The organism is Lysinibacillus sp. NPDC094177 (assembly GCF_050279145.1).
Taxonomy (GTDB): domain Bacteria; phylum Bacillota; class Bacilli; order Bacillales_A; family Planococcaceae; genus Lysinibacillus.
The window spans coordinates 247525-263100 of the sequence record NZ_JBNNTW010000003.1 but is presented as its reverse complement, the minus strand read 5'-3'; the positions used below and the strand labels follow the sequence as shown (position 1 = coordinate 263100).

The following is a 15576-nucleotide window of genomic DNA, read 5'->3' as shown; positions in this document are numbered from 1 at the left end:
TTGTAAGCATAAAAGGATGACCCCTGAATACAATTTTGCTAGATTCATATGAGCAATTTAATTATATGCAAATTCTAACCCGAGTCATTTGCTCTTTCCAATTTATATTGCTTCCTCCATTGAAAAAGAGCAATTATACATAGTAGAATACCCATAATAACTGATCCGAAAGGAAACATTAACGGGAATAAAAAAGTTGGGTAAACAGTCAATATATCTGAGTAGTAGCCCATCATCATTAAATCTGTACCTGAGTAACCAATTAAACGAACAGCAAGTGGATTTTCTTTTCGTGATTGATACGAAATGGTATCTTCTTTCACCTTACCTTTTTCGTCAATCCAAATAATCTTCCACGTTCGGTCGTCCATATTAGTATCGTCATCTGTCAGTCTTTGGACGATAGCAATCTTTTCATTAACAGTCAGTATATCGAGCCACGAAAAATAACGACTGCTTTGATTTCGATTCGATAACCAAATTTCATCCGCAGTTGTCACCTCTTTATTATCTACAAATAGGTGAAGTTTAACAATATCACCGGCTTCTACACCGGCTTCTTCATCCCAAAATGTTAAACTCGCCTTTTTACCAGTCGGCTCCTCTTTAATTTCTATATGTCGTCCATTTACTTCGATATCCTGGTGATCAATCGTCGTTGGAAGCCCCTGTTCTTCATAAACTTGTTTAATCGAATACTTGCTATCAATCTTCCATTCTATGTATACCTCTCGAGCCATATAAAATAATGGTATTGATGAAATAACTAATAAGAAAAGACCAATAAAAAATATATTTCCTTTTAGTTTCACTTCATGTCCTCCCACTGATGTATCTTATCGTAATTATTTATCGAAACATCAATATTATTTTTACATATTATTGAATTTTGTACAATTAACACCTGCTTTTGAAAAATAGAATCAATGGTTGTTAGATGTGAATACCCATGACCAATGATTCAAGACTGTTCCCTAACAACTTAGAGTCATTCTTTATCTCTTCAATCTCAAAGTCTACATCATCAACAATAGATACCTTAAAAGTCGTGTGTACTCGGAAACCTGACCTTGCCTTGTAAACCCTGTGAAACTTGAGTAGCTTCAGACAATAAAACGATTGGAATGTTTCGCTTGTACTCGTATCATATACTCAAGTAATCCTCTCTAGAACTGATAACCTTCTTTCAACAAATGAAAACGAGTACGGTGCTTTTTTGCAACCTGTACTCGTTTTATGTTTTACAATTAATCTAAATTCCAAAAAGGATAACCTTCATATCACCGTAATGGAATACCATGGAAGGATCTGCAACAGAAAGTCCAGGATTTGTAGGACTTGTAAAGCCTGAACCACCAACCACTTCGATTTCAAGTTTTCCCCGTAATGGGCGTTCTCCTACTAAATAATCGCCTGTAGATTTAACATGAAGGATTCCATTTACAAGAGAACTAATATCAAATTCCAATCGAGTACAACTCCTTGGAGGTATAACAGTTGATGGAAGTCCTTCAAGAAAAGGTTTTTCATTCTCATTGGTTATAAATGGAAGTGTTATTCCTTCCCTTGAAAGCTGTAGAGAAGGGCAATATTCAATCACAACATCAGCCTCTAGTGCTTTGTTAGTGGGGTTTTTAATAAGAATCACAAGTCGATTATTAGGCTGTCCAACTGCAGCATCTAATGGAACAAGAAATGGTCCTGTGGTAATCGTATACTTTCTATTTTGACTTGTTGATGTTTGATTTGACAAAGATTCACCTCCTAAAAAAATATTACTTTCTGTATATCTTATTAAAATAAAAAAATACTTGTATAGACGGTTGTAGAAAGAATACCACTTTATTCTTGGTTATTAATGTAGTGGCTGTGAGCTTGCTTCTATTGAAAATAATTTTATTCATATAAACCAAACTATTGAAAAAGTATTTGAATGTTTTATAAATTCTAATTAATGAACTATAAATATAGGTCAATCACTAGTTTCAGATGTCAAAACAATACTGATAACACTTACAATCATTGGTATATTTCGAATACCACTGGATATTAAAGAGGAGATTTCAAGTGTCAAAATTACGAAATTTTTAAAAAATATACGCTATTGACTATCCAATAACATTAGATGAAATGAAAAATATTGTACTGCAATTAACGAAAACCTCGAAAAATATTAGGAAATGTCAATTAAAACATTTATTATTTCATGATTATTATTTACTCAATCTACACCTCAATCTACTTAATATTAAGGGTTGTTTGAAAATGAAAAATATTCACTTGTTATGGCCCACATATTTGGAAGGAACAAACGAAATGACTGTATCTCTACTTTTACCAGAAAAAACAATAAAATTTATTTAATTACTTATTACGATATAACCAATCAGCATTTTTACACAATTTTCCAATAAGAATTATGAGCAACCGAAATATTTCAAAGGAATATAGATTATTTTTCACATTCGTTTATTTTTCGGCATATAAAAACTACAGCTTCAATTGTTAGTTAAATTCTATCAATTGGGCTGTAGTTCAATTAAGATTGTCCTCGATTTTCCAAGTTATGGTTTTTAAGTCTTATAAAGTACATTACCATTTTCTTTTAATATTAAGTCCTTGAAATTAAATTCTACATAAACATGAAATTGATTAGTTAAATTTTTTTGAACTCTTTTTAATTCATCCAATGATATTGCAATATCATTAAATAAATATTTAGTTTTAAATAATATAGTTTTTTTATCATCAGTACCATGTCGAGTCTGTACATTTACTATAAAATCTAATTCACTTATTTCTAACTCCATACTTAGACAATAACAAATACTTTTAAATAGTTTTAATTCTTTCATTTCCAAAATTTTAGCCTTTATTCTAATGAAAGAAATTAATACAAAAAAAACAATGATAAAAAATATTAAAGAATATAAAAAATTTCTATCTAAAAATATACAAAGTATTAAATTAAGCACTATTAATACTAATGGTGAAAAAAAATAAATCAAGTTATGTTGAACGGCAGTACTAAAAAACAGATTTTTTTTCGAATTTTTAATTACAAGAAAAATAATTAGAGAGAGTGCAGTTAGGAATACCAAATTAACCCATATATACACCATAGCATCTCCTCCTAATTATTTTCTAATCAAGATTTTTTGAATACGAATGCTACTTCCTGTTTCTTGTTCATATACATTAATTTCGAAGCAATCCAATATATCGCTATAATTAGAAATATTTTCTAATTCTATGTTCAATAAATATTTTTCATTAAATTCAACTTCATACTCATCGGAATAATTCATTTCGTTATTAATTTTATAAGTATAAAGATACTTTAAATTTAGACCCTTAACCTCTTTATTGTCTTTGTCTAGAATAGAAAATTGAAGTTTTAGTTTTTTTACAGAATCTAAATCAACCTCTTCAGTGAGATTATTCCAGCATAATTCATATTTTGTAGATTTTTTAATTACTACATTTAGATTTTTCTCCTCAAAAGATAACATTTGTGCATTCCTTAAATTATCAGTAATAATCTTTCTTTGTCTAAAACTATTCTCAATGTGCATTTTAACCTTTGCATCTTTACAGTTTAGTTTATCCAAAAATTCCTTAAATTCTTCTTCTTCAACCTTTCCTTCAATTATATTTGCAATTGTAGATTCATCTACAACAAATTTATCGTTAATTTGTTCATTAAAGAGATTCTTATATTTAACTTCTATAACTCGTTCTTTTTCCGTATAGAATATCCAATCATCTAATGAATCCTCTTTAAAATTTATTTCCCATTGTAATTTATGGTCTTCTAATTTACCATAATTAGATAACAAATTTTCGAAGTTAAAATTATATTTTAGACCCAAAATATACTTATGTGGTAGAAATTCTAGATTCAATTCATATATTTTCGAAGGAATTTTATAAACAATTAGTTTTGTTTCATTCTCGAAATTTCCACCAACATCTTTAGAAAAATACCTTATTTCATTAATACCCTCGTTCAACGGTATTATTAAATTTTTATCTGTATTGAAAATATAAAGTTTATTACCATTTTTAACAAAAGTTTGATCAATATCTTGTGAACCACGTACTAAAGATTCAAGAGCTAAAATCAGGTCATCTTCTAATACATGTACATTATCTAGAGCTTCTTTTTCAAGAATTATATCTTTATTATTTACAATTTTCAATTTTGTTTGAGGCAATTGCAATTCAGTATTAGCATCTATAATAAAACTTTTAACATCTTCTATTTCTCCGTTATTTAATCTAATTTCAAGATTATTAGATTCAATTTTATCATCCAACTTTAACACAGCTTCTTTTTCAACACTTATTTCAAAAGTCTTAAATGACTTTTTCTTTTTAACAACACCATTCTTATATAAATCAACCCCAACTGAAGTTGGACCAGTATCTGTTGCTTGAATTCTTATTAAATCAACTTCTTGCAACTCATCTAAATCATACGATTCTTCATCTTCATCTATGATTACATATTTAGTAGATCCTAATTCCTCATAAACAATATTTTCATTCTTCCGGGCAAATTGAAAAATATCTTCATCAATAGAATCTAGTGAACCATAAATAGCTTCTCCATCATCATTAAGTACAGCAACTTCTACAGGGCAAGCAATTTTTATAACTTTTCCGCTAAATTTCTTATAATATGGACTTACTAGGGACATAAATATCTCATTTGTTTCACTAACTGCCTTACAGTTTATGATATCATCTATAAGTTGATGAACACACTCTTTTTTTGTTAGTCCAACATGATCTGCCTTATTAACAAAATATGCCTGCTTAGCTTTTTTAGAATATGCACTAAATAATGGTACAGTTCCATCTCCATCATATCTCTCCGCAGAAGCATCATTTATATTGTCAATTTTCATTGCTGAAATTGTATTTTTACCAACACCAATTATCTCATGATGTTCAATCCATTTCGGTATATCTTTATGTAATAGCTCATAATAATCGTCAAAAACCTTTATATATTCATGTTTATATTTTTCAAAATCATCTTTAATGCATTTTAAATAAAAGTCTGCGAAATCATTTATCTCCTCCCCCCCAATGTTGAAGCAGCAACAAGCATTTCCCTCACTGTCCTTTGCATTTTGAAAATACTCATCAGATGGTAATAATTGATATATACTAGGGAAGAACTTCGAAATTTTCTTCGCTTCCTTTTTTAGTAATGCGAAAGGAATAAAATCAGGTATTTGTTTACCGAACATTAATGTCTTAACAGAATCAATTGAACCTCTCCAAGGTGTACCAATTGTGATTATTTTGCTTACTTTTGATACTTGATTCTTATCCTTAAATTTGTTCAACATTAATTTAGACAGAATTCCACCCATACTATGGGCAATAATAATAATTTCATCAGCATTATCATCGAGTAGCGAATAAAAATCTTCTAAATGATCTAGGTTATTTTTTCTCCAGTCATATACAAATTCAGTATAATTATCTGAGTTTTGCGATAAGAATTTCGAGAGTTTTTTATACGATAGTTTTTCAATTTCAGCTGCTGTAATATCTGGATTATTTAAATTTGTCAATATATCATATCTTGACGAACTAAAACTCTCAGTTAATAAAATTGGCCAAACTTTTTTTTGTTTTTCTTTCAAAACACTCCCCATAATTCCGTGTACAAAAACAATTTGTCTAGACATTTTTTTCCTCCTAATATTATATATATTCAGACACAAATTTACATGCAGTATCTAAGTATAATATATTCAAATACTTCGTATTGGTTTATTTCGTATCCATGTTGGCAACAAATTCACTTGAACTATACTATCCTTACAAATATTTACAACCCTTAGTTAAACACATAGACTCATATATTTTATATCTATCCATTTATCCATTGTAATTGATTGGCAATAATACTGCTTTTACTTTTATGAATCCATTGGGTATATATTACCAGGTAATATTTTACCAATAATATTATCAAATGTCTTGTAAAATTTTATTTTTCAAAAAACAATATGCTTCTCTCTTTGTGCATAGCCAGATATTTTATTAACTTAAATGAATTTTGTGAAACATTTTATTTTTTCGCTATAAATTCTTTTGGCAAGTATCTTTTTCTCATTTTAAAAAAAGATATAGACAATAGTTGATTTAAATTAAAAAATGTGTTCTTTAATTTTAGATTTATGTAGGAATCCTTACCTACAGAGTTCTCAAGTCTTATAAAGTAAAGACCCCTCATCAATTTGCGATTAATGAGAGGTCTTTACTTTACGATATAAATTTTAATTGCTCCTACTCACTACTTCTTTAGGATAACCATTTCGGAGGTGTGTTTTTCTCCCAATAAATATCCCCTAAATTATTATGTGCCATAAAGTCGTCTTCGGCACTATGGTAATGGAAGTTGTAATAATAGCCTTCCTGTGGTCTTTTTTCTGTGCGGACATGGAATCGTATTAAATCCATGCCTGTTGCATTGCTACTAATATTAAAAATTTTTTCGCCATAGTTACCACTTGGCTTTTCTGAAATTGTTAACGATGATAAGGATGTATCGTCTAAACCTTCTACTGTCATCGCAATGGCTTCCTCCATTTTTGGGAAAATAATGGAGTCAAACTCATTGCTAATTTTTGGGCCGATTTTTGTGCCAAATTTTTTGTAGGATTGCTCTTTCGCCGCATCAACGAGCAACGCACTATAGTCAATCGGGTCTTCTTGTATAACTGTTTGTTCTATCGGAAGCGCAGTCTCCTCTGCAGTGCTTGTCCCAGTTGATGGTCCGATAGAAGCACGATTAGATGGATTTTGATCAAATGCTTCCCATATCTCATGTGTTGGCGTAATTAATCCAAATGTTAAAAACGCGACCATTATGACGATACTTTTTTGAACCCATTTCTTCATTAATTAACACCTTCTCTTTATGTACAAATTGGTAATTCTACTACTTATATATACGCACAAGCCCATAAAAGGTTTCATATTTCTATAATTCATTGTACAATATTTATGTATAAAGTAAAAACTTCACATCCTGTGAAAACACTTGTATGACCATCATCCTGTTGCTCCGAACCAATCGGGCATTTGCTGGCAGTATGCGGGATAAATGTGTCGTTTTTTAAAAGGAGGTACAAAACATGGAAATCGTAATGGGTATTGGTCTTTTATTAATGTTAGGTTACTTATCATCTTTATGCTTCACGAACTAATTTAGTCAAAATGCATAGTAATCACTATTTGTATGTATAATGCCGTGTTATCAAGGTTTTTGCTATTATTTCTGAATTTCTTTTAATGCAATATGATGTAAAATAATGCTTTAAATTGGGGCTGGTTGAGGCTCTATTATGGGGCTACTCTGGGGCTAATTGGGGCAAATAAAAATAAGCGGCGTGTGTACAGGAATGTGTGAGTAAGAAAGATTGGAGCTAACAATTGGCTTCAATCTTTTTTAATTTTAATTCTTCTATACGCTCATCTATATTGGCTTTTATGCTATCATTTGCTATCAGTCGTGCAGAGTTATCTCGAGATCCTTTTTCGTTATAGCCTGCTTTTATAAAAGCTTCAGTAGCGTTTTCTAACTCAATATAGTAGTCAGCAAACGCTTGTTGTTCCGGTGTTAATTTCTTTACTTTCCCAATGGCATCACCCCATTATGCTAGTTGCTTAGTAAAATAAAAAACACTCTCAAAAGAGTGTTTAAGATTCAGTACGTTCAATTAGTGAAAGCATAACTTCATTACCATCGTTTACGACCGAATTCAAAATCCTCCCCATTATTAATGATGCTTTTGAAGAATTACTCAACAAAACTTGTCGAAAAATATTTACTACGAATTCAGCTTTCTCTTGAGAATCTATATATTTTTCCAGCTTATTTAGTTGTTGTTCTGTCGGTTCGTCATTTGTAAAACCTTTCAAACATTGTTCAAATCTTTTTTGACTAATCCAATTATTCACTTTGATACCTAAATCCACAAATTTAAATATTTCTCCACTTGCTTTCACCAACTCATTATCGGTTATAGTTGTAACAAGATCAGATACTTTTTCTATTTTCTCGCCAATCTCTTTAATAATCTTCCCTACATCATTTGTCATGGCTTTTCTATCAATAAACTCGATTACAATAAGCTGTAACTCTTCATTTTTCATAAAAATTCCATAATTCACTTTTCTCATATAAAAGACTTTAATGTGGTATGTTATAACCAAATTAATATTGCTCAATATACCCAAAGTTATTAGTATATACCACTGTCATTCAGGACTTTTGAGACAGTTGAGCTACTGGAGGAAATATTTTTGAAAAACTTATCAATTAAAAAGAAAATTTTAACACTTATTGCGTCCGCCGTTATATTTTTACTAACTATTTCAGGTGGTGGTTTTTATTACATTAATGATATGGCAAAAAAATCTAGTGAAATGTATGACGAGTCACTTTTGCCAATTCAATATATCAGTCAACTTGGATCTAACTTTAGTGATGTAGATTCTTACATTTTAGAGCTCATGATTACTACGGATGCTAATCGTAATACCGATCTACAGGCAAAAATCTCAAAAAGTGGTGAAAGTATTAGAGACTTAATCATAAAATTTGAAGACTCTTATACTGGAAAAGAAGATGAAAAAAAACTATTAGAATCTCTTAAATCCAATCTCGATGGTTATTTTAGTACCATGGCAAATATCATTGATTTGGCTAACAAGAACCAAAACGAAGAAGCCTATTCTGCATACACTAAAGCTTCAGATGCTCTTATCGACAAAGTGGAAATTGATACAGACAAGCTGATGGCTCTATGTGCTGATGATGCTGATCAGCTGAATAAAATAAACGAACAAAATCAATCTACTACTATGCTTATTTCTACCATTCTTTCTGTTTTAGCCATTATTTTCTTTATTACATTAGCAACATGGATTGCACGTTTAATTGTAAATCCGGTTAAAGAGTTGCAGTCTAATATGTTAAAAGCAGGCGACGGTGATTTGACTGTTCAAGGTACCTATTCATCCAAAGATGAAATTGGTCAATTAACTCAATCATTTAATTCAATGCTTAATAATATTCGTAATACAGTAACAAAAGTCAATGAAACCGCGAATCATGTAGCATCAGCATCTGACGAATTAAATGCTAATGCAGCAGAAACTACAAAAGCAACAGAGATGATTGCAAGTACGATGGAAACGATTGCTTATGGATCAATAGAGCAACTAAACAATGTCTCTAGCACCGTCAATACTGTCAATGAGCTTTCAACAGGTGTGCAACAAATAGCTGGAAACGCTCAAGCTGTAACCGAACTTTCAGGTGATTCTTTATCTCTAGTGATAAATGGTATTGATGCCGCGAATCAAATGAATCAACAAATGATGGACATTACAGAACGAGTAAATGGCTTATCCGAAGTTGTAGACGTGTTAGGAAAACGTTCTAATGACATTGGTCAAATTATTGATTCGATTACAGCAATTGCTGAACAAACGAATCTCCTTGCCCTGAATGCCGCGATTGAAGCCGCACGTGCTGGCGAGCATGGAAAGGGTTTTGCCGTCGTTGCAGATGAGGTTAGGAAATTAGCAGAACAGTCTGCTGTTTCTTCTAACCAAATTGAAGTGTTGATTTCAGAGACACAGAAAGATACTCAAAAGGCTGTTGAATCAATGAAGTTAGTAACAGCAGGAGTTAATGAAGGAATTAAAACAACAGAAAATACACGTTCAACTTTCGCTTCAATTCAAGGTGCCATTCAAAATGTTACGATGCAGGTAGAAACAGTATCCGCAGCGGTCGAGCAAATGGCAGCAGGAACTGAAGAAATTGTTGGTAGTATGAATACAATCCACTCTATAACTCAATCTACTACAGCCGGCACAAATAGTATTTCTGCAACGACTGAAGAACAAACGGCATCAATGGAGGAAATTTCATCATCTGCTTATTCACTTGCAAACTTAGCAGAAGAGTTAAGAGACTTAGCAGCTCAATTCCGAGTATAGTACGATTATCGCAGGCATGCGCCACTTTAAACATTTAATTGTGACTTCATACATTTAAAAAAAAAACAATGTCAGTCATATAAAAGAAGCGGCTAGATCATTTTTTGATATAAACCGCTTCTTCTCTTTATAACTTCCTCTATTTCCGTTAGTTTGGACAAAAACCTACATTACTACCATCATCCCCTAATACATCTGGAGTGAAACATAGCTACATAATTGCAAACTCGTAAAATATAGAAAAATCTTACTAAGGATATATCATTGAAAATAGTGTAATTATCGGATTAGAATCACATCTTTAAATCATAACTTAATAATTATGTTTACAAAGAAAGTCCGCGAGCGTGCGGACTTTTCTACTTTTTTATGGCCATTTCTACCGCTCATAGTCCTTTAGAATAGGAAGAAATGGATGATTTTCACAAGTAAATTCCCGAAACGAAAAAGACTGTAGTCTAACTTTATCTATAGTATCTACAGTCTGGAAAGATTCTTCTTATCCTTAATTTATAAGTATTCAAGAACAATTCTCGCCACTAAAGTACGTGGCAAAATTGTTAAAATACCACTCTCTTTTCTAACTAGCTCCCTATGTTCTTCATTGTATCCCATACAATCTAAAACAATTAAATCTACTTGGTAATTTTTAAGATAATGAGCTGCTTCTTCAAAGTTACCATAATCATATGGTGAGGCAACAGCAACAGCAATTTCATCCGAAATACTTTCCCACTTTTTTAGCATGCTGTTCCTCTGTTCTTCAAGCGGGATAATTAAACCTATCTTAGGTTGATCGACCATAGCAGCAATAGTTTGTGTTACGATTCGATGAGCATATAAAATGGGCTTTTCACATGTAAAAGCCGAAAATTCATCTGTGGATAATACCATGACCATATCCACCTCTTGTTCTAGCTTTGATAATTCATTTTGTAATAATGGTAGTAGCTTTCTTTTGTTAATTATTATCGATCTGCCATCTCGTAATCGTGAAACACATATGTTCTTTTCTTTTCTCGCAATAACTGTTAGTAATTGCGCTTCTTTTAAGGCATCCAATGCCCCTCTTTCCACAATTTCAATATTTTTATTAAACATTTCTTTAAAAGTTGGTGTAATGTCTGAACGAGGTGATTGTCCAATAGTCAAAAAGCCGACTTTAATCATTAGTAGGCACCCCTAAAGTTTTATAGGAAGCTTCTACACCTTCATATCGTTCAAATTGTTGTACCACTTTTTCACCATTTACTTTTGGATAATCCAATACATCTAAAATCAATAATGAATGTTTTAACGTCATATTTATTCCTCCACAGTTTTCCATATAATTTTGGCTAGCAACTTTAGGTAGTACTCTTTTCTATCATTCGAAATGAGAATATTCAGAATTATATGAATATAACAAGACTTTCTTCCCACTTTGATCAATTGATATCTTCTAATTGAAAACATGTCACTTCACCAATATCCAACGTATTACCTGTTATGAAAAATACGATCATTTCTTCACCATATACAAAACCGATTTCATTGAAACAAAGCAAATTGAGAGAAAAGATATTAATAAACATTGTTACATAAGTTTAAGTATATTAGAACATTTATCTGAATAAATAATTTAAAAGAACTATAATTTTTACAATATCTAGGGATTCATTACATAAAAAAAGAGAAGATCAAAGCCTGTCTACATCTGAAGGTTCTAACCGTCGCTTCTAAAACATCCCATCTTTTTTCTCGATAAATTGGACAAGGGGCAGCCTCGCTCATGCGAAGCCACCCCTTTAGTATTTAATAGGTAACATTTTCGTAAATTGTAAAGTCTCAACCCAATCATCTGGGGAATATTATCTCGAAACAGTATATGTTTCTTCACCGCGGTAAAATTCCACTGTGTGCTCTCTAACTTAAGCAACGCAAACCCAACCTTCTTTTGCGTCCTTGCAGCCCCAAAGCATGCGCCAGTGTGAATAAGTATCTTCAAAAACAAAAGCAGAATGCCAGATTACGGAAATATGCCACCTAAAATAGCACGGTTCCTATTATAGCACATAGTATTTAAAAAGTAAAGATTTCATTTAAATTACCAAGGTATAACAGTTGAACATTCAATATGATATCCATGTTGAACAGACCATTTTAGTAAAGAATCCCAATAGTTCTCGCAGATAGCAAGAATTTGTTGTGGATCTGAGAGATTACCAGACATCACCAACTCACATAGAACGTCAAATCCCTCAGGCTTATCTATAAATGACAATGCTTCTGGCAATACCTGTGCAGAGGTAGTGAAAAATTGTTTATTGTGTAACCCTAAAATCATTGCGCCTGCTGTAGCAAATTTCATCGCCAAAATCGGTAAAAATGTTTGAGGACCTTGTATTTCGATATTTTTCAATTTGCCAATATACTCGTACATTTCTTCTACTAAAGTTCGACAGATAGCTTCTTTAAATATCGAGTAATCTACTGAGCTTGCTTTTGCTTTTAGTTCAGGAAAAAAATCATTCGGGTCATAAATAGGTAGGATGTTGAAAAATTGGCCATGTGTTAGTGGCCATTCTTCGTCAACGGTAGTCGCATCTTCGATAATATCTTCTGCGCTGTCAAAATTCACTTCTGCCTTCCAATCGCCCGCAGTCCATTCATAGCTAAAGCCTTCATCTAAAGAGTCTACAATACATTTAATTTCTATATCTGAAAATGGTCCATCTGTTTTTCGTGCTAATGAACCGTATACCCCGATTGCTTGAACCTTTGACCCATATCTTTCTAGAACTTGATTTGCAATGGAACAAGCAATCTCCATTCTTTCTTCTCTCGTTACTTTTTTCGGACCAATCATATTTGTCTCTCCTTTTAATTAATTTTATGAGATTATAATTGATCGCGGAGGACCACGAGCTTAACGAGGAATTTTATCTGCCTTCATCTACAAAATCACCATTCTTTAATAGATATTCTCTTTTGCTACAATCGTTTTCTTTTCTCCAACAAATCGAAAACTTCGTCCATATCCAATTCAAACATCACAGAATCTTGTGATAGAGGCGCAAAATAATATGTAACTTTTTCTTCCCCATATTCTTTCTCTAACTGCAACCACTTTTCAGTTGGCAGCACACAAAAAGCCAAAGTATCTCCGCCAAGTGAATCCATGTACCAACGGATTTGATATTTTGGAGCAATAAAGCCTTGAATAGCTTTCAAGGTTGTGTCTCTATCGGTCCTTTCTTCGCCATACGGGATTGCTTTCTTCACCTCATCTTTTATTAAGAAAATATCAACGCCCCTTGGCTTATTATTTTCAACGAGTTCAAATTTTATTTTATCTTCTTCAAGTAAGTATTCGTTAAAATATTCAACAATAGAATCGTCAAAATCTCTCCAATCGACCCAAATTAATGCTTCACTATCCCAAAAGCTTTCTTCTTCCACTAAAGGATTTTTCAGAAACAACTCGATTTTTTCATCTATTTGGCTCATATACATCCCCCTAAAATTTTGATTTTCATTGCTCAAAGATTTTCAATTTCAAAAATTTATAAAATTTCTCCACCTCAAGAGCATTTACAGGCAATCCTGATACTTGCCCATCCCCAACCTCAAAAATAAGCAATCAATCATCAACGGCTTTCCCTAAGATGAAGGTTTAACTTAACGAGCTAACGTAATAAATACCTCTAAACGAGGCGCTTCAATATCGTATGTAATTTCTTAGCTGATGCACGAAAGAAGAATCTAATCTCTATGAACAATTGTCAAAAGCGTTCATCTTTTACTGTTTCATATTACCATATTTGGAATCTTAAATAAAAATAGAGGCAAGTCCAAAATGAACAAGCCCCTTAAAAATATTTCTATACTTTTAGAACACCATAATGAAACTTCGCCGTCGTTCTTTCAAATTGCTGAAAATGATATTTGGCAAACCATTCAGAGCGAAAATGAGCCTTTAACACTACCCGTTTTTTCGCCACTCGTTTCGCCTCACATACCCATTCATCCGTTAATGTCACATGTTCCCCAGCTAAGCGTAATGCTTCAAAGTTATTGGCTTCCTCAATAATCTCTTCAAACATCGGATCCATATACACGACATCAAAAGTATTGTCCGGCAAAGTTTTCAAATAGCTAACTGCTTCAGCCTGCACCACTTCAATTTGGCGCATACATGCAGTTAACGGCAGCTCAGTCGTATCGTAGGATTGCATCCCCTGCCCAACAATAAATGCCACATTCGGGTTCGCTTCTAATCCAACGACTCGCCCCGCTTCACCAACTGAATAAGCCGCCAGCATAGCATCCGCAGCAAGTCCAAGTGTGCAATCAAGCACCGCATCTCCTTTTTCAAGCTGTGCCGCTTCTAAAAACGGCTCCACTTCCCCACGAGCTACACGTTTTAAGCGAAACGCTGCTGAATTCGGATGGAAGAAAAATGGCTCATTTGCTCCAAAAGCATAATACTCAAAACGATTTTTCCCAGCAACGATCACATGTGCATGCAATTCCTGAGAGATCTTTCGAACAGAACGCTTTTTTCTTAGTTCAAACGAAGCATCTAATTGTTCACATGCAAAAGCAGCGAGCGCCAACGATAAATCGTCTGGTCTGCCCGCTGTCGTAACAATCGTTTTTAATTCTCGCATGTTTGCTCTAAAACACCTGTTAAATGTGTAACGATTTGCTCCACTGGGAATCCTTCAATTTGTTCACGTGGAATAAAGTATGCCAATTCCCCATCCTTTAAAATCGCCATCGAAGGTGAACTTGGTGGTACATCCTCAAAAAAGCTACGCATCGCAGCAGTCGCTTCAGGATCCTGACCCGCAAAAACAGTCACAAGATTATCAGGCTTAACCGCCTCCACTGCCTCACGAGCAGCCGGACGCGCCAACCCAGCCGCACAACCACAAACCGAGTTAATCACAACCAACGAAGTCCCCTTCGCCTCCGCCATAAACTCATTCACCGCATCTGCAGTCGTAAGTTCCTTAAATCCAGCCTCCACTAACTCCTCACGCATCGGCTTCACTACCTGCTTCATATATTCATCGTAAGCGTTCATGCTTTTACCCTCTTTCATATGTATTCGCAAAGGTTATTATAGCAAGGTTTCTCGTCATTGTATAATGATTCGATTTCACCGTTATTCACTTCTATTTGGAATTTTGGTTGCTTTTTTGTTGCTTTGGTTGCTTTTTATTTTTAGTAAATAACTTTAGGAAATTGAAGTTTTCATAGGAGTATCACACATGTCATTATATTGTTATTTTTTCCGACACCGACAATAACTTCTCTGTACACTTTGCCTTTCACAGAAGATGATTTGTCGACTTACTATTTAAACGCACTACAACCTTACTATACGCACCTACAAATATGGCTCTTTTGATATTTCTAGCGAATTTCAATATTATTAATGTTGAGGATAGAACAAAATATAAATGAAGATTTCAAAATGAACAAACTAGAACAAACAACACAGGAATTACTTGAAGCTAGATATAACATAGGGAAAATTAATGCAGC

14 protein-coding genes are annotated in these 15576 nt (G+C 33.0%); 1 reads left to right on the top strand and 13 read right to left on the bottom strand.

Features of this window, described 5'->3' with window-relative positions:
• Nucleotides 1-74: 74 nt before the first annotated feature.
• The 7 genes from ACQKNC_RS07360 to ACQKNC_RS07330 all read right to left on the bottom strand — a co-directional run bounded on the left by ACQKNC_RS07360 (nucleotide 75) and on the right by ACQKNC_RS07330 (nucleotide 8184).
• Nucleotides 75-812, bottom strand: a complete 738-nt coding sequence (locus ACQKNC_RS07360) for a hypothetical protein (protein ID WP_427424192.1) — start codon at nucleotides 810-812, stop codon at nucleotides 75-77.
• 440 nt (nucleotides 813-1252) lie between these two features.
• Nucleotides 1253-1753 (bottom strand): hypothetical protein, encoded by a 501-nt coding sequence (locus ACQKNC_RS07355; protein ID WP_427424191.1) that lies wholly within the window; start codon nucleotides 1751-1753, stop codon nucleotides 1253-1255.
• Nucleotides 1754-2573: 820 nt separating this feature from the next.
• Complete coding sequence (locus ACQKNC_RS07350) at nucleotides 2574-3122, bottom strand: hypothetical protein (protein ID WP_427424190.1); 549 nt, start codon at nucleotides 3120-3122, stop codon at nucleotides 2574-2576.
• Nucleotides 3123-3137: 15 nt separating this feature from the next.
• Entirely contained in the window at nucleotides 3138-5708 is a 2571-nt protein-coding gene (locus ACQKNC_RS07345; protein ID WP_427424189.1) for a lipase/acyltransferase domain-containing protein, read from the bottom strand.
• Between the two features lie 619 nt (nucleotides 5709-6327).
• Nucleotides 6328-6927 carry a YpjP family protein gene (locus ACQKNC_RS07340; protein WP_427424188.1) on the bottom strand — a complete coding sequence of 200 codons (600 nt, stop codon included), beginning with the start codon at nucleotides 6925-6927 and terminating at the stop codon, nucleotides 6328-6330.
• A gap of 527 nt (nucleotides 6928-7454) precedes the next feature.
• Entirely contained in the window at nucleotides 7455-7616 is a 162-nt protein-coding gene (locus ACQKNC_RS07335; RefSeq protein WP_427424338.1) for a terminase small subunit, read from the bottom strand.
• A 112-nt stretch (nucleotides 7617-7728) separates the two neighbouring features.
• Entirely contained in the window at nucleotides 7729-8184 is a 456-nt protein-coding gene (locus tag ACQKNC_RS07330) for a hypothetical protein (protein WP_427424187.1), read from the bottom strand.
• Nucleotides 8185-8334: 150 nt separating this feature from the next.
• Between ACQKNC_RS07330 and ACQKNC_RS07325 the strand changes: the two genes are divergently transcribed.
• Nucleotides 8335-10041 (top strand): methyl-accepting chemotaxis protein, encoded by a 1707-nt coding sequence (locus tag ACQKNC_RS07325; protein ID WP_427424186.1) that lies wholly within the window; start codon nucleotides 8335-8337, stop codon nucleotides 10039-10041.
• 510 nt (nucleotides 10042-10551) lie between these two features.
• Here ACQKNC_RS07325 and ACQKNC_RS07320 read toward each other — a convergent pair.
• From ACQKNC_RS07320 to ACQKNC_RS07295, 6 genes are all read right to left on the bottom strand, one after another.
• Nucleotides 10552-11211 (bottom strand): AroM family protein, encoded by a 660-nt coding sequence (locus ACQKNC_RS07320; RefSeq protein ID WP_427424185.1) that lies wholly within the window; start codon nucleotides 11209-11211, stop codon nucleotides 10552-10554.
• A complete protein-coding gene (locus tag ACQKNC_RS07315; protein ID WP_427424184.1) occupies nucleotides 11204-11344 on the bottom strand; it encodes a hypothetical protein in 141 nt (46 codons plus the stop codon). Before ACQKNC_RS07315 ends, ACQKNC_RS07320 begins: the two co-directional genes overlap by 8 nt.
• A gap of 783 nt (nucleotides 11345-12127) precedes the next feature.
• A complete protein-coding gene (locus ACQKNC_RS07310; protein ID WP_427424183.1) occupies nucleotides 12128-12889 on the bottom strand; it encodes an ANT(4')-I family aminoglycoside nucleotidyltransferase in 762 nt (253 codons plus the stop codon).
• A gap of 125 nt (nucleotides 12890-13014) precedes the next feature.
• Complete coding sequence (locus tag ACQKNC_RS07305) at nucleotides 13015-13530, bottom strand: hypothetical protein (RefSeq protein WP_427424182.1); 516 nt, start codon at nucleotides 13528-13530, stop codon at nucleotides 13015-13017.
• A 374-nt stretch (nucleotides 13531-13904) separates the two neighbouring features.
• On the bottom strand, nucleotides 13905-14693 hold the full coding sequence (locus tag ACQKNC_RS07300) for a class I SAM-dependent methyltransferase (RefSeq protein WP_427424181.1): 789 nt from the start codon (nucleotides 14691-14693) through the stop codon (nucleotides 13905-13907).
• Nucleotides 14681-15112 (bottom strand): BrxA/BrxB family bacilliredoxin, encoded by a 432-nt coding sequence (locus ACQKNC_RS07295; protein ID WP_427424180.1) that lies wholly within the window; start codon nucleotides 15110-15112, stop codon nucleotides 14681-14683. Before ACQKNC_RS07295 ends, ACQKNC_RS07300 begins: the two co-directional genes overlap by 13 nt.
• Between the last annotated feature and the right edge of the window lie 464 nt (nucleotides 15113-15576).